The following is a 19,341-nucleotide window of genomic DNA, read 5'->3' as shown; positions in this document are numbered from 1 at the left end:
CCGCGTCAGCCGGCGGCCTGGGCGGCCCGGAACTCGTAGGTGCCGAACGGCGGGATGACCACCCCGGTCACCCCGTTACCAGTGCCGATCACGTTGTCCGGCGCGCAGATCGGGACGACCGGCGGGCCGGCCGCGAACGCGGACTCGAGCAGCTGTCGCATCGGCTCCTGGCGCGCCGCGGTGTCGGTCGACAACCGCGCCTGCGTGAGCAGTTCCTGGCCGCCGGGCAGGTCGAACCCGCCCGGGTTGCCGGCGCCACCGGCGAGGTAGTAGTCGGCGACGAACGTCGTCGGGTCCGGCCGCCCCACGTCGATCGGCCCCACGTACGCGTCGAAGTCACCGGCCCGGACGGTCGCGGTGGACTGGGTCGACTCGACCACCCGCAGCTCGGCCTCGATCCCGACGGCGGCGAACTGGTCCTGCAGCGCCTCGGCGATGGTCTGGTACTGGGAGATGTTGGTCGATGTGATCGTCAGCCGCAGCGGGTTCGCCGGGCCGTGGCCCGCCTCGGCGAGCAGCTGCCGTGCGCGGTCGGGGTCGAACCACGCCTCCGGGCGGTCCCCCAGGCCCGGCACGTGCGGCCAGTAGCCCTCGATGAACGGCTGCACCGTCGGCTCGCAGCCGTCGTTCTGCAGATTGACGTCGATCGAGCGCCGGTCGATGGCCTGCATCAGCGCGCGGCGGACGTTCTCGTCACCGAGCCCGCTGCGCGCCACGTTGAGCATCACGGCGTAGATGAGCGTGCGCGGCCTGCTGATCAGCTCCATGCCGCCGGACCTGATCTGCTCGATCTGCGACGGCCGCAGGTAGGCCGCGTCGAGCTGGCCGGACTGCAGCGCGCGCAGCCGGGCACTGTCGTCGCGGAGCCCGAGCATCTCCAGCCGGTCGGTCTTCACCGATCCGGGGTCCCAGTAGCCGTCCCACGCCTCGTAGCGGACCTCGTCGTTGGTGTAGGAGACGAGCCGGTACGGGCCCGCACCCACGGGCTGCCGGGCGAGATCGGGTGCGGCCAGCGCGTTCGGGCTGATCACCATGCCCGCCTCGGTGGCGAGCGCGCCCAGCACGTGCGCCCCCGGCTCGGACATGGTCAGCCGCAGCCGCGTCGGGTCGAGGGCCTCGACCGTCTCGATGACGTCGATGTCGCCCGCTGTGGAGGCGGACGGGTCGCGGGCGTGCTCCAGGCTCGCACGCACCGCCTCCGCGTCCATCGGCGCGCCGTCGGAGAACTGCACTCCCTCGCGCAGTGTCAGCTCGAGGGTGCGCCCGTCCTCCGACAGGTCCCACTCGGTGGCGAGCCCCGGGACGAACTCCCCGTTCTCGTCCGTGCGCAGCAGCGTGTCGTAGATCGGGTTGAGGAAGATGATGTCGAACTGGCCTGCGTGGTGCGGGTCGAGCGAGCTCGCCATCGTGGGATAACCCCACGCGAAGCTCCCCGAGCCACCAGCGGGGCCGCCTGCCGGCTCCCCACCGCCGCACGCGGCGAGCACGGCGGCGACCAGTGCCGCCGTCGCCGCGCCGGTGAGCCGGCGCGCAGCGCCCGCGCGGGGGCGGGTCGTCGTTCGTTCACGGAGCCGGATCGGCAGGACCACGGCGGCCTCCCTCGGAGCGAACATCGGTGTTCTCCCGCGTCGATGAGACGCGGGCCGAGGCTACAAATTTCCTGGACGTTTAGCAAGTATCTCGCCCAGATCCGGGCCCGCGGCGTCGGCCGGGCGTCGGCAGCGCGGGCCGCTCGGCCGAGCGAACGTTAAGATCTCCTACCCGTTGCACCCGGTCCCGCATCCGCGGACCACGGCCTGCTCGTCGATCTCGATCCCCAGGCTCACGGGCCGGGTTCGGCCGGACCCACAACGTAGGACCGCACCCGCTCCACGACGTCCCCGAGATCGGGCCCGGGCCCGTAGATCCGGGGGTTGTCCGCGTCGACGACGGCTGTGCCCGGACACTGCGGATCCCCGGGGGCGAGGTCTTCCCACTCGGCGATCACCCTGGCCGTGCGCACCTCGATCAGCCACAGCGTCGCGATCCGCTGGTACAGCGAGGCGCTCCCGTCCGGGTACTCACACCGTAGCCCGGTGTCCACCGCGTCCCCCGCGGGTTCGATGCAGGCGACGAGCCGCGTCTTCGTGGCGTCGGTGGCGGCCCACGCAACACGTTCCGCGATCGGCACATCCGCACCGACGACCTTACTGATCTCGACGGGGACGTTCACGCCGTAGTACTGCTTCTCCCGCCACGCCGTGGTGTACCCCTGGTAGACCTCGATCTGGTGGGGCCCGTTCCCCGCGTAGGCCGGAGCATCCGGGAAGTAGCGCCACGCGCCGGGTGAGCAGACGTCGGACAGGCTCGCCGTCGGGCTGTACCGATCCTCGCTCGGGCCCACGGCGTTCGGCATGACCACGAACTGCCACACCACCCATCCGAGCCCGCCGAGCACCCCCGCCACCGCGACCAGCGCGACGAGGCAGCCGAAACAGCCCGCCACGCCGTCGCGCAGCCCGTCGAAGCGGCCCGGTCCCGGCCCGGACCTCCCCATCCGCCTCACGCGTCCCCCACAGGTCGATCCGTCCCCGCACCAGCGCCACCGGTCGAGGCGACGCTAGGCACCCGCTCGCGGCCACGCGATCCGCTGCGCGAAGCTGGTGTCCGGGAAACGCAGCCGGGAGGAAGATTGACGCAGGAGCTTCCGCTCGCGGATCACGAGATCCTGCGCACTCACGACCGGGACGAGGCCCGCGAGAGGGTCGGGCAGGTTTTCTGCTGGCACGGCCTGGACGTCCTCGGCGCCGCCACCGCGTTCGAGGCCCGCCAGCACGTCGCACGACTCGGACCTATCGCGCTGTGCTACCTGGACTACGGGGCCGAGGTCCGGATCACCCCGGAGCACGTCGCCGGCTTCCACCTGGTGCACATCCCGCTCGCAGGCGCAGCGTCCGCCACCGCACGACAGCAGCACGTGACGGCGCTTCCGGGCCGCAGCGCCGTCCTGGTCTCACCGGGCCGGCCGGTGACGTTGCACTGGCAGCCCGGCAGCCCGCACCTGCTGGTGTGGTTCGACCGCGACGCGATCGAGCACACCCTGCGGAACACGCTGGGCCACTCCCCGAAGGAGCCGTTGCGCTTCGACCTCGAACTGGACCTGACCGCCCCGCGCTCGCGCCGCTGGCTCGAGATCGTCCATCTCGTCCGGCGGGACATCGAGGACGGGCCGACACTGGCCACCCACCCCGCGGTCGGGCGGCACCTGCAACAGCTGGCGATCACCGGGCTGCTCCTGGCCGCACGGCACTCCCATTCCGCGCTCCTGCACGGGCCCCCGAACAGAGCAGTGGCGCCCGCGCGAGTGCGCCGCGCCGTCGAGCTCATCCGGGACCACGCGGCCGAGGAGCTCACTGTCGAGGACGTCGCAACGGCGGTCGGCGTGGGGGTGCGGGCACTCCAGCAGGGCTTCCGCACGCACGTGGGCACCACGCCCACGGCGTACCTGCGGCAGGTCCGGCTCGAGCGGGTGCGCGCGGAACTGCTCGCCGGCACCGCGGAGAGCGGCGTCTCGGTCACCGAGGTCGCCCTCCGGTGGGGGTTCGCGCACCTCGGCCGGTTCGCCCTGGCCTACCGATCCGCGTTCGGCGAGCCGCCGTCGGCCACCCTGCGGGGCGCGCGACCCAGCTGACGGACCGCGCGGCGTCGTGCGCAGATCAATACCGCCGGCGGCGTCGGGCTCGGTCGCGCAGCAGTGCAAACCCGCGCGTGATCGCCGCTTCAGTGCGGTCAGCGCGGTTCGCACAGCAGGGAGCGCACGGAACCGGCGATCACGGTCGCGCAGCCGGCCGGCCGCCGACGGCCGCCGGGTACTTTCGCCCTACTGGTCCAGCAGACGATGGCCCCGGCTCAGAGGCCGAGCGCAACGTCGAGCTCGCCGGCCTGACCGGCACGCTCCCCCGTCCTGACCCGCCCCCAAGGAGACATCGATGACCACCGTCCGCGCCGTCCGCCCCTGGGGCGGGGACCTGAGCGACGTCGACCTCGCCGACGGGCGCATCAGCGCGATCCGCCCGCACACGCCGGGGAGCAGCCCGCCGGCGGACGTGGTGGAGGGCCGCGGCCGGCTGCTCGTGCCCTCGTTCGCCGACGTGCACGTCCACCTCGACTCCACCCGCCTCGGGCTGCCGTTCCGCCCCCACACCGCCTCGCCCGGCATCTGGAACATGGTGCTCAACGACCGGCAGCACTGGCGCGACGCCGAGTGGCCGGTGGCGCAGCGCGCCACCCACACGCTCGGGATGATGGTGGCCCGCGGCACCACCCGGGTGCGCAGCTACGCCCAGATCGACGCCGACTGCGGCCTGGAGCGGTTCGAGGCCGTGCTCGCCGCCCGGGACGCCCACGCGGACCGCTGCGACGTCGAGATCATCGCCTTCCCCCAGGCAGGCCTGCTCCGCGAGGACGGCGTCGTCCCCCTGATCGAGGAGGCGCTGCGCGGCGGCGCCGCCGTCATGGGCGGCATCGACCCGTGCCTGCTCGACCGCGACCCGGTGCGCCACCTCGACATCGTCTTCGGCCTCGCCGAGCGCCACCAGGTGCCCGTCGACATCCACCTGCACGAACCCGGCGAGCTCGGCGTCTACAGCACCGACCTCATCCTGGAACGCACCCGCGCCTGCGGCATGCAGGGCAAGGTCACCATCTCCCACGGCTACGCCCTGGGCGGCGTGTCCGAGGCCACCACCCGCAGGCTCCTGGACGAGTTCGCCGAGCTGGACGTCGCCATGGCCACGGTCGCGCCGTCGGTCGACACGGCGATCCCCGTCGACCGGCTGACCGCCGCCGGGGTGCGCGTGGGCCTCGGCGAGGACGGCCAGCGCGACTACTGGTCGCCCTACGGCAACGCCGACATGCTCGACCGCACCTGGCAGCTCGCCTTCACCCACCGCTACCGCGCCGACGAGCTCGTCGAACACTGCCTGGCCGTCGCCTCGAGCGGCGGGGCATCCATCCTCGACCCCGCCGCCCCGCGCCTGCGCAGCACCGCCGACCGCCCCGGCCTCACCGTCGGCGACCCCGCCGAACTGCTCCTCCTCGACGGCGACACCGTCACCGCCGCCGTCATGGACCGCGGCGCCGACCGCACCGTCATCCACGCCGGACGCGTCGTCGCCGACGCGCTCGAGCTCCGCTGACCCCGCCGCGTTCATCGGAACGCGGCCGCCCGGCCCGTCGGCCGGATGCCGGTGTTCCGAGCTGTGGGTCGGTTCCGCCCGGCGTACGGAACCGGCGACCCGATGTCGAGACCGGCTTCCGGGCTCCGATGTCCCTCCGAGCGGCCCCGCCGGGGCCGGGAGGAGGAGGACATCATGGACGAGCCGACATCGCCGAGCGGGGTAGCGGATCCCAGGCGCTGGTACGGCCTCGCGATGATCGCGCTGCCGTGCGTCCTGTACTCGATGGACCTCGTCGTCCTCTACCTGGCCGCACCCGCGCTGGCGCAGGACCTCCACGCGTCGGGGACCGAGCTCCTCTGGATCACCGACATCTACGGGTTCATGCTCGCCGGCTGGTTGATCCCCATGGGCCGGCTCGGCGACAGGATCGGCCGACGACGGCTGCTCCTGATCGGAGCGGCGGCCTTCGGTGCCCTGTCGATCCTCGCGGCGTTCTCGACGACGCCGGGGATGCTCATCGCCACCCGCGCGCTCCTCGGGGTCGCCGCGGCGACCCTCGCGCCGTCGACCCTGTCGCTCATCTCGAACATGTTCCCCGATCCGCGCGAGCGGACCACCGCCATCGGCATCTGGGTGATGAGCTTCTCGACGGGTGCGGCTATCGGGCCGCTGGTCGGCGGGGCGATGCTCGAGGCGTTCTGGTGGGGATCGGTGTTCCTGATCGCCGTGCCGGTGATGGGGTTGCTGCTCGTCCTGGGACCGCGGCTCATCCCGGAGTTCCGGGACCCGGCGCCCGGCCGGTTCGACGCGGTGAGCGCGCTCCTCTGCCTCGTCGCCGTGCTCGCCGTCATCTACGGCCTCAAGGACTTCGCGGAGAACGGGTGGCGCGTCGCGCCGATCGTCCCGGTCGTCGCGGGTGTCGTGCTCGCGGTCGTGTTCGTCCGGCGCCAGCGGCGCCTGCCCGATCCCATGATCGACCTCGAGCTGTTCCGGCGACCGGCGTTCGTCGCCGCCCTGGGCGCGAACACGCTGTCCTTCGTCGTGAACTTCGGGACGTTCCTGCTGATCGCGCAGTACTTCCAGCTCGTCCTCGGCCGCTCGCCGCTCGTCGCCGGCCTGTGGACGCTGCCGTCGGCGTTCGGGTTCATCGCGGGAGCGCTGGTGGTGCCGTTGCTGGTTCGCGCGCTCCGCCCGGGGTTCGTGGTCGCGGCCGGACTGGCCGTCGCGGCGGCCGGGCTGGCCACGGTCGGCCAGGCCGGTGTCAGCTCGGGGCTCGCCGTCGTCGTGTCCGGGTCGGTGCTGCTCGCCCTCGGCGTGGCGCCGGTCATCACACTCGCCACCGACCTCGTCGTCGGAACCGTGCCGCCCGAACGCGCAGGCGTTGCCTCCGGCGTGTCCGAGACGGGGAGCGAGCTGGGCGGCGCGCTCGGCATCGCGCTGCTCGGAAGCATCAGCGTCGCGGTCTACCGGGCCGATCTGCCCCACTCGTTCGTCGGGGTCGATGCCGGGCAGGCCGAGACGGCACGCGAAACCCTGGCCGGAGCCGCCAGGATCGCCGCCGATCTCCCGGCCGCAACCGCGCAGCCGCTGCTCGCCGCGTCCCGCCACGCCTTCACCCACGGTCTCGAGATCGCCACCCTCACCGGCGCGGTCATCGCCGTCGTGGGCGCGTGCGTCGCCGCCGTCGCGCTCCGCAGGGTCGGTGTCGCCGCGGCCCCGACGGAGGACCCCGCACGCACCGAGGACGGGTTCCCCCAGCGATGAGCTCGAGCACCTTGCGCCGGGCGAACGCGAACGCGGCGACGAACGGCGGCCATCGCTGTCGTCGGCGCCGGCGGAACCGGTGCAGACCAACGGCCTCGTCAGTCCTCCGTCACCCGGACCCGGACGGGGATGCTCTCCCACGCGCGCAGCGTGTTGTTGTGATGCCGCCGCGTCGGGCCGGCGAGCTCGATGCTGTCGACCCGGCGGGCCAGCGCCGTGAGCAGTGCCTCGGCCTCGAGCCGGGCGACGTGCTGGCCGAAGCACTGGTGGATGCCCATGCCGAAACCGACGTGACCGGACGGGTCGCGGGACAGGTCGAACGCGTCGGGGTCGGCCCAGCGCCGCGGGTCGCGGTTGGCCGCCGCGAGGAACATGAGGATCTTCTTCCCCTCCGGGACGACGTGCTCGCCGACGCGGACGTCCGTGGTCGCCGTGCGGAAGAACGTCTGCACCGGTGACTCCCAGCGCACCGCCTCGTCGAAGGCGACGCGGGCGAGCGACGGCTGTGCGCGCAGCCGCCGCCACTGCCCGGGGTTGGTCGCGAAGGCGTACAGGACGGCGGACAGGCCGTGGACGGTCGTGTCCACGCCCGCGGTCAGCAGCGATCGGACGACCAGCGGGGCCTGCTCGGGGGTGATGTCACCGCGGTCGGACGCGGCCCAGATCGCGGCCCCGAACCCGTCGCCGGACAGGACGTCGCGGGCGCACTGGGCGTTCACCCACGCCGACAGCTCGGCCACCCGGGGCGCGCCCTTGGCAACCAGGTCGTTGGAGGGGCCGAACGCGTTGAAGGCGTGGTCGCCGTAGGGCAGCAGGTTCTCCCGCCCCTGCGCCGGGACACCGACGGCGTCCGGGAAGACCCGCAGCGGGAACGCCTCGGCGAGCGCGGTGACGGCGTCGAACTCCGCGGGCCCGGCGAGCACCTGCTCGACGAGGATGTCGGCGTCGGCGAACCACGCCTCCCGCAGCCGGCGCAGCGCCCGCGGGCCGAGCACCTTCGCGAGCACCCGTCGCGGTGCGTCGTGCCGCGGCGGGTCGGCCTCCAGCAGCAGGCTCGGCGGGCGCCACGGCTTCTCGTAGCGGAAGTTGGACAGCCCCACCCCCGCTCCGGACTGGAAGCCCTGCCAGTCGACGAGCGCGGCGTGCACCTGCTCGTAGCGGGCGAACGCGTACGCGTCGTAGCGGGTCAGGTGCACGACCGGGCCCGCGTCGCGGAGCGCGGCGTGCAGCGGTAGCGGGTCCTCCAGCACCTCGTGGCTGAAGGGGTCGGCGTCGTCGGCGGGCAGCGCGGTGCCCGGTTCGAGGGTCGCGGTCACTGGTCCGCCTTCCTAGAGGTCGAGCACGAGGCGGTCGCTGCGCGCACGGGACACGCAGATGAACATGCAGTCGCCCGCCTGGCGCTCGTGGTCGTCCAGCAGCGAGTCGCGGTGGTCCGGCTCCCCGGAGAGCACGCCGGTCTCGCAGGTCCCGCAGATCCCCTGCCGGCAGGACGAGAGCACCTCCACACCGACCTCGCCGACGGCCTCGAGGACCGTCTTCTCGGGCGGGACGGTCACGGTCGCCCCGGTCGTGGCGAGCTCGACGCCGAACGGTGCCCGGCGCACCGGCGCAGCCGTCTCCTCGGAGACGAACCGCTCGGTGCGCAGCGCGTGCGCGGGCCAGCCCGCGCACGCGGCCTCCATCGCCGCCAGCAGCGGCGCAGGCCCGCAGGAGTAGATCTTCACGCCCGGGCGCGGCGCGCCGAGGAACCGCCGCAGGTCCAGCAGTCCGCACTCGTCCTGCGGGACGACCTGGACGCGGTCCCCGTCGGCGGCCAGCTCGTCGAGGAACGCCATGGACGCGCGGCGCCGCCCGCCGTAGAGCAGCCGCCAGTCCGCGCCGAGCACGTCGGCCTGCCGCACCATCGGCAACAGCGGTGTGATCCCGATGCCCCCGGCCACGAACAGGTACTGCTCCGAGGGCACGAGCGCGAAGTTGTTCCGCGGTCCTCCCACCCCGACCATGTCGCCGACCCGCAGCTCGTCGTGCACGAACGCCGACCCGCCGCGGCCGTTCGCCTCGCGGAGAACCCCGACCCGGTAGGTGAACGGGTCCCACCGGTCCCCGCAGAGCGAGTACTGCCGGGTCATCCCGTTCGGCAGCACCAGGTCGACGTGCGCGCCCGGTGCCCAGTCCCGCAGCCGCAGCCCGCTCGGGGACGCCAGCTCCAGGGTCAGCACGTCCTCGGCCACCAGCCGTTTCGCCGTGACGCGCACCGAGGCGACGTCCGCGGACGGCCTGCCCCTCGACATCGGGCCCCGATCGGTGCCGACCACCCCGGTCAGTGTGTGGACCACGCGACCTCCTCGTCGTTCCCCGAAGGGTGCGTCAGGCGGACCCGTCGGCGAAGCGCAGTCTCAATGGACGAGAAGCGAGAGGTGACGCCTGCGCGGCTGGAACACTGTCCACCGTGTCGCGCACCGCCACCGGGGAGTCGTCGATCGCGCGCGCGGTGCGGATCATCGCCGCGTTCAGCTCCGACGACACCGCCCTGCAGGTGTCGGAGATCGCCCGCCGCACCGGCCTGCCCGTGGCGACGGCGTCCCGGCTCATCGCCGAGCTCACCGCGCACGGGCTGCTCGAGCGCGGACCCGACCGGGAGGTCCGCATCGGCGTGCGGATGTGGGAGCTCGCCGCCCGGGCCTCCCCCACGTTGTCGCTGCGCGACGCCGCCATGCCCTACCTGGAGGACGTGCACGCCGTGGTCGGCCACCACGCCCAACTCGGGGTGCGCGACGGCGAGGACGTGCTGTTCGTCGAACGGCTCTCGGCCCGCGACGCGGTCGTCAACTACTCGCGGATCGCCGGCAGGCTACCGCTGCACATCTCCTCCTCCGGGCACGTGCTGCTCGCCCACGCCCCGGCCTCGCTGCTGGAACGCGTCCTCACCCGCCCGCTGGACCGCTACACCGCGAGCACGATCACCACCGCCGACGCGCTGCGCGCAGCACTCGCGCAGACCCGCCGCCGCGGGTACGCGGTGCTGCCCGGCCACGTCCACGAGAACGCCGCAGGCGTCGCGGTGCCGATCCGCAACGGGCTCGGCGACGTCGTCGCCACGCTCTCGGTGATCGTTCCCAACGACGGACGCGCGGAGACCCACGTGCCGGTGCTCCTCGCCGCCGCCCGCGGCATCAGCCGATCATCCGCCGCGGTGCGCTCCCCCTGCTGACTCGACGGCAAGTGGGCGCCATCCGAGCACATCGGGCTCGACCACCTGCCGCACGTCAGCCCTGGCCCGCAGCCGGGTGTTCCCCTCGAACGTGCTCCGGCGGGGTTACACCGCATCGACGAGGTCGGTGACGAACATGTGCCCGGGCGCGTGCGTCACGGCGATCTCCGGCCGCACGCGGCGGAGCACCGCCTGGGGGGTGACGCCGCAGGCCCAGAAGACCGGGACCTCGTCGGGGCCGACCTCGATCGCGTCGCCCCAGTCGGGCGCGGCCAGGTCGGTGATGCCGATCGCCGCGGGATCACCGACGTGCACCGGCGCGCCGTGCGCGAACGGAAGGCGGGAGGTCACCTCGACGGCCCGGTCGAGCTGGTCGACGCGCACGGGGCGCATGGACACGACGACCGGACCGTGGAACCGCCCGGCCGGGACGCAGTCCAGCGAGGTGACGAACATCGGCACGCCCTGCCCGAGCTCCAGGTGCCGCAGCCGGACCCCGGCCCGCAACAGCTGGTTCTCGGCCGAGAAGCTGCACCCGAGCAGGAAGGCGACGAAGTCGTCCCGCCACAGCTCCGCCAGCGAGTCGACCTCGGCGTCGAGGACACCGTGGCGCAGGACGTGGTAGCGCGGGAGGTCGGTGCGCAGGTCGGCGCCGGGGGCGACCCGCAGCCCGGCGGCGTCGCCCGGGTCCGTGCGCTCCAGCAGCGGGAGCGGCTGCGGGTTCGCCGCGCACAGCTCACCGAACTCGTCGGCCATCTCGCGGGGCAGCACCACGAGGTTGGCCTGGACGTGGCCGAGACACGCGCCGGTGGTGACCCCGCGCCACGCACCCGAGCGGATGCGGGCGCGCACCTCCCGCGGTTCCAGGTCCGCTGCGCTCACCGCGACGTCACCTCCTCGGGCTCGGCGCCGCCGCCGAAGAACCTGCGGTCCACCTCGGGGTCCGAGACCGGCCTCGTGAGCAGGGAGACGGCCAGCATGGCCACGAGCGAGACCCCGAACCCGTAGAAGATCGGGTGGCCCGGCGCCTCCACGCCCCCGTACTCGGCCATGGCCAGCGTCACGAAGTAGCCGAGGAAGCCCCCGACGCTGCTGCTCACCGCTCCTGCGAGCGTCGCGCGGCGCCAGAGCAACGAGCCGTACAGCGGGACGAGCAGTGCGGACGACAGCGTCCCCAGCCAGATGTTCAGCAGCGTCACGATGAACTCGCCGCCGCTGACCACGAAGTAGATGGCGCCGGCCATGCACAACGCCCCGAGGACCGCCGTCACCGTGCGCGCGAGCACCAGCCGCGTCTGCTCGGTCATCCCCGGCCGCATCCGGACCAGGATGTCCTCGGTGGTGTAGACACCCGCGAGGTGCAACGCGGAGTCCACCGTCGACTGCACCGCACACACGATGCCCACCAGGAGCAGCGATCCGAGCAGCCCGCCCTGGGAGAGCCCGAAGTACACGATCGCCGAGTCACCCAGCTGGTCGGCGGGCAGCACCCCGGGCAGGGCCATGCCGATGAACATGATCGCGAGGTAGACGACCGTGGCCAGCAGGGCCCCGACCCCGATCATCTGGCGCGCGGTGAACGCGTCCCGGGCCGCGAAGAACCGATGCAGGTAGTAGGGCTGCGCCGCCACCCCGCCCCAGGCGATCAGGAGGAAGGCGAGGATGTCGGTGGGCGAGGAGATCGAACCCTTGAACAGGTCCGTCTGCCCGGCCTCGATCCGGAACAGGTCACCGCCGACGTTCGCCAGCAGCACGGCGAACGCGGACAGCACCCCGAGGAGGATCAGGGCCCCTTGCAGGAAGTCCGTGCGGATGACCGCGACCAGCCCACCCATGACGGTGTAGACGGTCAGGACGACCGCGAGCAGGACCAGCGCGGCGACCTGCGGGATACCGACCACCACGTGCAGGACGATGCTTCCGGCCACGAGCTGGGTCATGACGCTGAAGACGAACGCGACGACGATGACGGCGGCGGAGAACGCGCGGAGCCCCGGGCTCCGGTGGCGGGCCTCGAACAACGAGGGGACGGTGCGCAGGCCGAGGCCGCGCATCCGGGCCGCGGCCAGCGTCAGGGTCACCCAGCCGAGCGCGAACCCCCAGAAGTAGGTGGGGAAGATCGCCGCACCGTTCAACGTGGTGTAGCCGACGAAGCCGACCACCGTGGCCGAGGAGATGTAGGTGGCGAAGAAGCTGCCGACCGACAACGGCAGGTTCACGTTGCGCTCGGCGACGACATAACCGTTGTAGGTCTCCCGCCGGAAGCCCCACACGCCGACGCCCAGGACGATGACGAGGTAGCCGATGAAGACCGCCAGGTACCCGTGGTTCATCGGGCCGGCGTCCCTCGCGTGCCCTCCGACCGGCGTTGCCTGCGGTTCATCGTCGTCGCGATGACCAGTGGCGTCAGGCCGATGACGACGAACAGGATCAGCGCCCACCAGAACTGGTTCATGAGCTCTCTCACTCCCATGCCGCGGGTAGTTGCTCCACCCGGTAGGCGAGCCGGCTGCTGCGCCCGTGGGTGTCGGTCAGCTCGACCCGCCATGCGTCGGCGAACTGGTCGACGCCCGGCGCCATCGGCACGGTCCCCCCGAGCAGCACGGTGCCGGGCCGCAGGAGCGCGTTCGTGCGCAGCTGCTCGAGCCAGTAGGAGGGCGCCAGCAGCTGCGCGGGGCGGCCGTCCTGGATGAGCGTCTCCGTGGAGTCGTGGGTGACCCAGGCGCGCAGGGTGAACCGGTCGAGCTCGTCGGCGACGTCGGCCAGGTACCACGCCTGGTCCCCGAGGATGTCGGGTGAGGTCTGCTTGCTCCACCCGATGCCGTGGGCCTCCAGATCGCGGTCCGTGTGGTCGCAGGCGGCAGTGATCATGACGTCGTCCGGGCCGTCCCCGACCACGAGCGCCCACTCGGCCTCGCCGGAGGTCCGTGCGTGGCCGACCTGGATCCCGTCCACCTGCGCGACCAGGTGCCGGGGCAGCGGGTACAGGGTGGGGATCCGCGCCGGCGCGGGCACGCCCAGCGCCGCCAGCTCGTCGACGTGGTGCTGGACCTGCGCCGTGTCGCGGCCGGTGAACCCGGCGTTCAGCACGTATCGCACGCCGACCTCGCGCCGCGAGCCGTCGGGCATCGTGAGTCGCACGGGACGGGGGCGCGTCATGGCTTCCGACTCCGGTCCGGCGCGGTCTCGCGCGCGGTCAGGATCACGACCAGCGTGATCATGGCGGCGCCCATGACGTAGAAGGCGGGCGAGGTGGTGTTGCCGGTCCGGCTGATCAGCCAGGTGACGAGGAACGGTGCCGTCCCCCCGAAGGCCGAGACCGACAGGTTGTACCCGAGGGAGAAGCCCCCGTAGCGCACCCTGGTCACGAACATCTCGTTCATGGCGGCCAGCGTCGGCCCGAGGAAGATCGCCAGGATCACGCCGAGGCCGAGGTGCGCCGCCACGGCCAGCACCGGGCTGTCCTGCCCCATCAGGACGAACAGCGGGTAGGACAGCACGAGGGCGAGGACGCAGGACCCACCCAGCACGGGCCTGCGTCCGAGCCGGTCCGACAGCGCACCGAGCGCCGGGATCAGCAGGCAGATCACGGTCATGCTGGCGACGGAGGAGACCGAGGCGACCAGTGCGGTGTAGCCGAGGGTCTCGGTCTGGTAGCTCGGGACGAACGTCAGGATGATGTAGAGCGCCGCGTTCTGGAACAGGGCGTAGCCGGCCGTGCGCAGGATCGCGGGCCAGTGGTCGCGGATGCCCTCCAGCAACGGGTTCCTCGCCACGTCGCCCGCGCGGCGCAGGGCGGCGAACTCGGGGGTCTCCTCCAGGCGCGTCCTGATGTAGAGGCCGACGATGCCCAGCGGCGCGGCCATCAGGAACGGGATGCGCCAGCCCCACGACACGACCTGCTCGGGGGTGAGCACGAGGTTGAGCAGCAGGACGACCAGCGAGCCGAGCAGGAACCCGAGGATGCACCCCATCTCCACCCAGGCCACCAGGTAGCCGCGCCGCCGCGGCGGCGAGTACTCCGCGACGAAGGCCGACGCGCCGCCCATCTCGCCCCCGGCGGAGAACCCCTGCAGCAGGCGCAGGAGGACGAGCAGGGCGGGAGCCGCCACACCGATGGACGCGTACCCGGGCAGGAGCCCGATCCCCAGCGTCGCCGCCGAGACCAGGATGATCACCCAGGCCAGCGTCCGCTGCCGGCCGATGCGGTCGCCGAGCGCGCCGAAGAAGATCCCGCCGAGCGGCCGCACCACGAAGGCCGCCCCGAAGACCGCGAACGAGCTCAGCAGGGAGACCGCGGGGTCGTCGCTGGGGAAGAACACCCCGCCGAGCACGGCGGCGAGGTAGGCGTAGACGGCGATGTCGAACCACTCGACGACGCTGCCGACCGTCGCGCCGATCGTCGCGCGGCGCAGGGTCGCGGGCGGGACGTCGCCGGCTGCGAGCGAAGACGTCCGGCTGGAGTTTCCTGCCATGGGTCCTCCTGTGGCGGGAGCCACAGCGGACCCTACGGATCATCCGACGATCTGGCAACGGCTAGCCGGCGCGGGACCGGCGCCGCCGCGACGGCTGGGGCCGATAGCTCGCCAGCACCTCGCGCTCGGCGTCGGCGAGATAGCCGTCGAGCAGCGACGCCGCCAGCTCGAGGTCCCCGGACCCGACGGCCTCGGCGATGCCGGTGTGCCGCTCCAGGAAGCGGGCGTGGAAGGCCTGCGTGTCGTGCATGAACGCGTAGGCGAGGCGGAACTCCGCCAGCACCTCCTTGATCATCTCGTCGAGCCGCTCGCTCCCGGCCAGCGCGACCAGCGCCTCGTGGAAGCGGATGCTGGCCGCCGCCACGTGCCCCCACCGCTGCGCGGCCGCGGCCGCCCGGCCGTCCTCGATGGCGACGTTCACCGCGCGCAGGCCGGCCGGGCGGATCACCTCGATGCGTTGCAACGCCGCGCATTCGACGATCCGGCGCACCCGGTAGAGGTCGGAGATGTCGGCCATGCCCAGCTGCCGGACGAAGACGCCCCGGCCCAGCTGGTGCACGAGCAGCCGCTCGCGGATCAGCAGCTGCAGCGCCTCGCGCAGGGTGCTGCGGGATACGCCGAGCGCCTCCTGCACCCGCTCCTGCGACAGCTTCGCGCCGGGCAGCAGCTCGCCGTCGATGATGCGGGCGCGCACCGTGTCGGCCACCCGGCTCGCGGTGCTGTCCCGGGGACCGATGTCCACCACGGTGCGGCTCCCTCCTGGCGCGGCGCCCGTGCGAACGCCCGCTGTCCTCGCGCCGAGACTAGCGCCGTCCCACTTGCCTATCGTCTGACGATCGGTACGTTTGGCCCCATCGTGAACTCGACGGACGGAGCGCCGGTGCCCGCTCAGCGGCAGCTGCACGCCGGCATCGACATCGGCGGCACCTTCACCGACCTGTGCCTGCTCGACCGGGACGGGATCGTCGCCGTGCGCAAGACCCTCACCACGCACCGCGAGCCCGCGGCGGGCGTCGAGTCGGTGCTGCGCGCGACGTTGCGCGAGCACCGCCTAGACCCCGGACGCATCAGCGCCGTCGTGCACGGGACCACGCTCGTCACCAACGCCCTGATCGAGCGCCGGGGCGCCCGGACCGCGCTGATCACCACGGCGGGCTTCCGCGACGTCGTGGAGATGGGCCGCGAACACCGCTACGAGCTGTACGACCTGGGGCTCGAGCTCCCCCGGCCGCTCGTGCCCCGGTGGCTGCGCCTCGAGGTCCCCGAGCGGGTGCTGGCCGACGGGCGCGTCGACACCCCGCTCGACGTCGACCGGCTCGCCCGGGTCGCCGTCGAGCTCGCCGCCGCGGGCGTCGAGGCCGTCGCCGTGTGCTTCCTGCACAGCCACACCAACCCCGCCCACGAGCGGCTGGCCCGGCAGGTGATCGCCGAGGCCGCGCCGACGCTGCAGGTGGCGCTGTCCAGCGAGGTCAACCCCGAGCTGCGGGAGTACGAACGGAGCTCGACGACGCTGGCCAACGTCTACGTGCAGGCGCTCGTCGCGGACTACCTCACCGACCTGCAGGGCCGGCTGCGGGGGCTCGGCGTCACCCCGGCGCCGCGGATCATGCTCTCGAACGGCGGCGTGGCCACGATCGACACCGCCCGGCGCTTCCCGATCCGGATGCTGGAGTCCGGGCCGGCAGGCGGGGCGCTGGGGGCGGTCGCGTTCGGCCGCCACACCGGCAGGACCGACCAGCTGGCCTTCGACATGGGGGGCACGACCGCCAAGGTCTGCATCATCGAGGACGGCCGGCCCCTGGTCAGCCACACGTTCGAGGTCGACCGGGTCTACCGGCTCAAGCCGGGGTCCGGCCTCCCCGTGCGGGCGCCGGTGATCGACATGATCGAGATCGGCGCGGGCGGCGGCTCGATCGCCCGGATCGACCCGCTCGGCCTGCTCACGGTGGGACCGGACTCGGCCGGCTCCGAACCCGGACCGGTCAGCTACGGACGGGGCGGCACCGCGTGCACCGTCACCGACGCCGACGTGGTGCTCGGCTACCTCGGGCCCGACGACTTCCTGGGCGGCGCGATGCCGCTCGACGCCGCCGCCGCGGCGCGCGCCGTCACCGAGCAGGTCGCCGACCCCATGGGGATCACCCTCGCCGAGGCGGCGTGGGGGATCCACGCGACCGTGAACGAGAACATGGCCAACGCGGCCCGCGTCCACGCCGTCGAGCGCGGGCAGGACCCGGCCCGGTTGCCGATGTTCGTGATGGGCGGCAACGGCCCCCTGCACGGGCCCGGCGTGGCCCACGCACTCGGGTGCGAGACGGTGCTCGCCCCGCCGGCGGCGGGCGTGCTCAGCGCGCTGGGGTTCCTGTCCGCGCCGTTGTCGATCGACTTCGTGCACTCGTGGCACACCGAGCTCGACGCGATCACGCTCGACGAGGCGGCCAAGTCCTTCGCCGCGCTGGAGAGCCAGGGCGAGCAGGTGCTGGGCGAGTCCGGGGTCGCCCCCGACGCGATCGCGCACGTCCGCAGCCTCGAGATGCGCTTCGTCGGCCAGGGCAGCGAGATCGAGGTACCGGTGCCGCCGGTGGGAGACGGGTGGCACGACGCGGTGCGCCGCGGCTTCGCCGCGCAGTACGAGGAGCGGTACGGCGCCGTGCTGCCGCACGGGGTGGAGGTGGAGATCCTGACCTGGCGGCTCACCTCGCGCGGTCCCGAGCCGGACGCCCGGCTGCGGCTGCCGCCCCCCACGGGCACGGCCGCCGCGCGCATCGGCACCCGGCAGGCGTACTTCCCGCAGGCGGGCGGGTACGTGGAGACCGCCGTGTACGACCGGTACCGCCTGCAGGCGGGCGAGGTGCTGACCGGACCGGCACTGGTGCAGGAGCACGAGGCCACGCTGGTCGTCGCGCCCGGCATGCGGGGCGAGGTGCTGCCCGACGGCAGCATCCTGGTCCACCTGCGGAGCGGACGGGGTGCCCGATGACCGACCCCATCGTCGTCGGGCTGGTCGCCAACCGCCTGCACTCGCTGCTCCAGGAGCAGCAGACGGCGCTGGTCAGCACGGCGTTCAGCCCGGTCGTGCGCGAGTCGCTCGACCTCGCCTGCGGCGTGTTCGACTCCGCGGGCCGGATGATCGGCCAGTCCACCGGAGGCACCCCCGGCCACATCAACGCGATGGCGACCGGCATGGCGCACATCGTCGCCGCGTACTCCCCCGAGACGCTGGTGGACGGGGACGTCCTGATCACCAACGACCCGTGGATGACGGCGGGCCAGATCAACGACCTGACCGTCGCCACCCCGGTGTTCCGCGCGGGCCGGCTCGTCGCCTGGTTCGCCAGCTGCTGCCACTCCCCCGACATCGGCGGACGCATCCTGTCGGCGGCCGCCACCGAGGTCTTCGAGGAAGGGCTGCGGCTCCCGATCCTCAAGCTGCTCCACGCGGGCCGGCCGGACGAGGTCCTCGAACGGATCATCCGCAGCAACGTGCGCACGCCGGACGAGACGATCGGCGACATCTACGCGCAGGTCGCGGGCAACCAGGTGGGGGCCCGCAGCCTGGTGCGCCTCCTGGACGAGTTCGACCTCCCCGACATCGACGCGGTGGCCGCGCAGATCATGGACCGCTCCGAGGCCGCGCTGCGGTCGGCCCTCGCCGGGCTCCCGGACGGGAGGTTCACCGCGGCGATGGCCACCGACGGGTTCGGCGACGACCCGCTGGAGCTGCGGGCGGCGGTGACGATCGACGGCGACGCGATCGCGGTGGACTACGCGGGGTCCTCGCCCCAGTCGCCCTACGGCGTCAACGTGGTGCTGAACTACACCCGCGCCTACACCTCGTTCGCGATCAAGGCCGCGCTGGCGCCCGAGGTGCCCCACAACGCGGGCTCGTTCCGCCCGGTGGCCGTCACGGCCCCGCGGGGGTCGGTGCTCAACTGCGTCGACCCCGCGCCGGTGGCCTCCCGCCACCTCGTGGGGCACTTCCTGCCGAGCCTGCTGTTCGAGGCCCTGCGCCCGGCACTTCCCGATGGCCTGCCTGCGGCCAGCGCCGATGCGCTCTGGATGACGGTGTGGCGCGGCGGCGGTCCCGACGAGACCCAGCCGTTCACGCTCACCGTGTTCGGCGCGGGTGGCACGGGCGCCCGCCCGGACAAGGACGGCCTGACCACGACCGGCTTCCCCACCGGCGTGCGGGCCGCCCCGACCGAGGTGCTCGAGACGCTGACGCCGCTGGTGCAGGTGCGCCGGGAGCTGCGCACCGACTCCGGCGGCGCCGGCCGGTGGCGCGGCGGCCTCGGGCAGGTCGTCGAGGTGCGCCGCCGCGGCGACCGGGCGTGGACGGTGAACGCGAACATCGACCGGGTGCTGCACGAGGCGCCGGGCGCGGTCGGGGGCCTGCCCGGGGCGCGCGGCGCCTTCGTCGACGCCCGCACCGGCGCGGACCTCCCCCGCAAGCAGCTGGTGCGCCTGGACCCCGACGCCCGCGTGCGGCTCTGCTTCCCCGGGGGCGGCGGCCAGGGACCACCGACGCAGCGCCCCGTCGACGCCGTGCTGTCCGACGTGGTGAACGGCTACCTCACGATCGAGGCCGCACGGGCGACCTACGGCGTCGCCATCGACTACGTCGGGCCCGCGGACGCGCTGGTGCGGTCCCCCGACACCTATCGCGTCGATCACGACCGCACGGCGGAGCTGCGGCGGAGGGCGTGAACCGGCAGGACGGCCCGGACCCGCC

16 protein-coding genes are annotated in these 19,341 nt (G+C 73.2%); 6 read left to right on the top strand and 10 right to left on the bottom strand.

The features are described from left to right. Positions 1 to 5: 5 nt before the first annotated feature. Both FB558_RS41725 and FB558_RS41720 read right to left on the bottom strand, forming a co-directional pair. Positions 6 to 1,613, bottom strand: coding sequence for an ABC transporter substrate-binding protein (locus FB558_RS41725; RefSeq protein ID WP_142065009.1), 1,608 nt, complete (start codon positions 1,611 to 1,613; stop codon positions 6 to 8). 209 nt (positions 1,614 to 1,822) lie between these two features. Further along, on the bottom strand, positions 1,823 to 2,536 hold the full coding sequence (locus FB558_RS41720) for a hypothetical protein (protein WP_142065006.1): 714 nt from the start codon (positions 2,534 to 2,536) through the stop codon (positions 1,823 to 1,825). Between the two features lie 135 nt (positions 2,537 to 2,671). On the opposite strand from FB558_RS41720, the gene FB558_RS41715 reads away from it, so the two are divergent. The 3 genes from FB558_RS41715 (at position 2,672) to FB558_RS41705 (ending at position 6,923) form a co-directional block, all read left to right on the top strand. Then, positions 2,672 to 3,670 (top strand): AraC family transcriptional regulator, encoded by a 999-nt coding sequence (locus tag FB558_RS41715; RefSeq protein WP_142065003.1) that lies wholly within the window; start codon positions 2,672 to 2,674, stop codon positions 3,668 to 3,670. A 298-nt stretch (positions 3,671 to 3,968) separates the two neighbouring features. Beyond that, a complete protein-coding gene (locus tag FB558_RS41710; protein ID WP_142065000.1) occupies positions 3,969 to 5,177 on the top strand; it encodes an amidohydrolase in 1,209 nt (402 codons plus the stop codon). A gap of 174 nt (positions 5,178 to 5,351) precedes the next feature. Continuing rightward, positions 5,352 to 6,923, top strand: a complete 1,572-nt coding sequence (locus FB558_RS41705; protein ID WP_142064997.1) for an MFS transporter — start codon at positions 5,352 to 5,354, stop codon at positions 6,921 to 6,923. Between the two features lie 98 nt (positions 6,924 to 7,021). Here FB558_RS41705 and FB558_RS41700 read toward each other — a convergent pair whose 3' ends face one another. Continuing rightward, positions 7,022 to 8,239 carry a cytochrome P450 gene (locus FB558_RS41700; RefSeq protein WP_142064994.1) on the bottom strand — a complete coding sequence of 406 codons (1,218 nt, stop codon included), beginning with the start codon at positions 8,237 to 8,239 and terminating at the stop codon, positions 7,022 to 7,024. 12 nt (positions 8,240 to 8,251) lie between these two features. Further along, on the bottom strand, positions 8,252 to 9,259 hold the full coding sequence (locus FB558_RS41695; protein WP_484291791.1) for a PDR/VanB family oxidoreductase: 1,008 nt from the start codon (positions 9,257 to 9,259) through the stop codon (positions 8,252 to 8,254). 113 nt (positions 9,260 to 9,372) lie between these two features. On the opposite strand from FB558_RS41695, the gene FB558_RS41690 reads away from it, so the two are divergent. Continuing rightward, a complete protein-coding gene (locus tag FB558_RS41690; RefSeq protein ID WP_142064991.1) occupies positions 9,373 to 10,134 on the top strand; it encodes an IclR family transcriptional regulator in 762 nt (253 codons plus the stop codon). Between the two features lie 105 nt (positions 10,135 to 10,239). On the opposite strand, the gene FB558_RS41685 is transcribed toward FB558_RS41690, so the two are convergent. From FB558_RS41685 to FB558_RS41665, 6 genes are all read right to left on the bottom strand, one after another. Next, positions 10,240 to 11,016: a putative hydro-lyase gene (locus FB558_RS41685; RefSeq protein ID WP_142064988.1), complete on the bottom strand. Its 777-nt coding sequence runs from the start codon at positions 11,014 to 11,016 to the stop codon at positions 10,240 to 10,242. Next, positions 11,013 to 12,467: a sodium:solute symporter family protein gene (locus tag FB558_RS41680; protein WP_142064985.1), complete on the bottom strand. Its 1,455-nt coding sequence runs from the start codon at positions 12,465 to 12,467 to the stop codon at positions 11,013 to 11,015. The genes FB558_RS41685 and FB558_RS41680 overlap by 4 nt, the downstream gene beginning before the upstream one ends. After that, positions 12,464 to 12,589, bottom strand: a complete 126-nt coding sequence (locus FB558_RS45405; protein WP_281288728.1) for a hypothetical protein — start codon at positions 12,587 to 12,589, stop codon at positions 12,464 to 12,466. The genes FB558_RS41680 and FB558_RS45405 overlap by 4 nt, the downstream gene beginning before the upstream one ends. An 8-nt stretch (positions 12,590 to 12,597) precedes the next feature. Next, positions 12,598 to 13,293 (bottom strand): DUF2848 domain-containing protein, encoded by a 696-nt coding sequence (locus tag FB558_RS41675; RefSeq protein WP_142064982.1) that lies wholly within the window; start codon positions 13,291 to 13,293, stop codon positions 12,598 to 12,600. Next, positions 13,290 to 14,609, bottom strand: coding sequence for an MFS transporter (locus tag FB558_RS41670; RefSeq protein WP_142064979.1), 1,320 nt, complete (start codon positions 14,607 to 14,609; stop codon positions 13,290 to 13,292). The genes FB558_RS41675 and FB558_RS41670 overlap by 4 nt, the downstream gene beginning before the upstream one ends. 61 nt (positions 14,610 to 14,670) lie before the next feature. Next, entirely contained in the window at positions 14,671 to 15,354 is a 684-nt protein-coding gene (locus FB558_RS41665) for a GntR family transcriptional regulator (protein WP_142064976.1), read from the bottom strand. A gap of 135 nt (positions 15,355 to 15,489) precedes the next feature. Between FB558_RS41665 and FB558_RS41660 the strand changes: the two genes are divergently transcribed. Both FB558_RS41660 and FB558_RS41655 read left to right on the top strand, forming a co-directional pair. After that, positions 15,490 to 17,589, top strand: coding sequence for a hydantoinase/oxoprolinase family protein (locus FB558_RS41660; RefSeq protein WP_246107145.1), 2,100 nt, complete (start codon positions 15,490 to 15,492; stop codon positions 17,587 to 17,589). Continuing rightward, positions 17,586 to 19,316 carry a hydantoinase B/oxoprolinase family protein gene (locus FB558_RS41655; RefSeq protein ID WP_142064973.1) on the top strand — a complete coding sequence of 577 codons (1,731 nt, stop codon included), beginning with the start codon at positions 17,586 to 17,588 and terminating at the stop codon, positions 19,314 to 19,316. The genes FB558_RS41660 and FB558_RS41655 overlap by 4 nt, the downstream gene beginning before the upstream one ends. Positions 19,317 to 19,341 lie beyond the last annotated feature (25 nt).

This window comes from Pseudonocardia kunmingensis (assembly GCF_006716445.1).
Taxonomy (GTDB): Bacteria; Actinomycetota; Actinomycetes; order Mycobacteriales; family Pseudonocardiaceae; genus Pseudonocardia; species Pseudonocardia kunmingensis.
This window is presented reverse-complemented; position numbering and strand designations above follow the sequence as displayed.

Bases quoted from the DNA above. Each gene is read 5' to 3' on its own strand.
- FB558_RS41725 (WP_142065009.1), bottom strand. From the start codon at position 1,613: ATGTTCGCTCCGAGGGAGGCCGCCGTGGTCCTGCCGATCCGGCTCCGT.
- FB558_RS41720 (WP_142065006.1), bottom strand. From the start codon at position 2,536: ATGGGGAGGTCCGGGCCGGGACCGGGCCGCTTCGACGGGCTGCGCGAC.
- FB558_RS41710 (WP_142065000.1), top strand. From the start codon at position 3,969: ATGACCACCGTCCGCGCCGTCCGCCCCTGGGGCGGGGACCTGAGCGAC.
- FB558_RS41705 (WP_142064997.1), top strand. From the start codon at position 5,352: ATGGACGAGCCGACATCGCCGAGCGGGGTAGCGGATCCCAGGCGCTGG.
- FB558_RS41680 (WP_142064985.1), bottom strand. From the start codon at position 12,467: ATGAACCACGGGTACCTGGCGGTCTTCATCGGCTACCTCGTCATCGTC.
- FB558_RS45405 (WP_281288728.1), bottom strand. From the start codon at position 12,589: ATGAACCAGTTCTGGTGGGCGCTGATCCTGTTCGTCGTCATCGGCCTG.
- FB558_RS41675 (WP_142064982.1), bottom strand. From the start codon at position 13,293: ATGACGCGCCCCCGTCCCGTGCGACTCACGATGCCCGACGGCTCGCGG.
- FB558_RS41670 (WP_142064979.1), bottom strand. From the start codon at position 14,609: ATGGCAGGAAACTCCAGCCGGACGTCTTCGCTCGCAGCCGGCGACGTC.
- FB558_RS41655 (WP_142064973.1), top strand. From the start codon at position 17,586: ATGACCGACCCCATCGTCGTCGGGCTGGTCGCCAACCGCCTGCACTCG.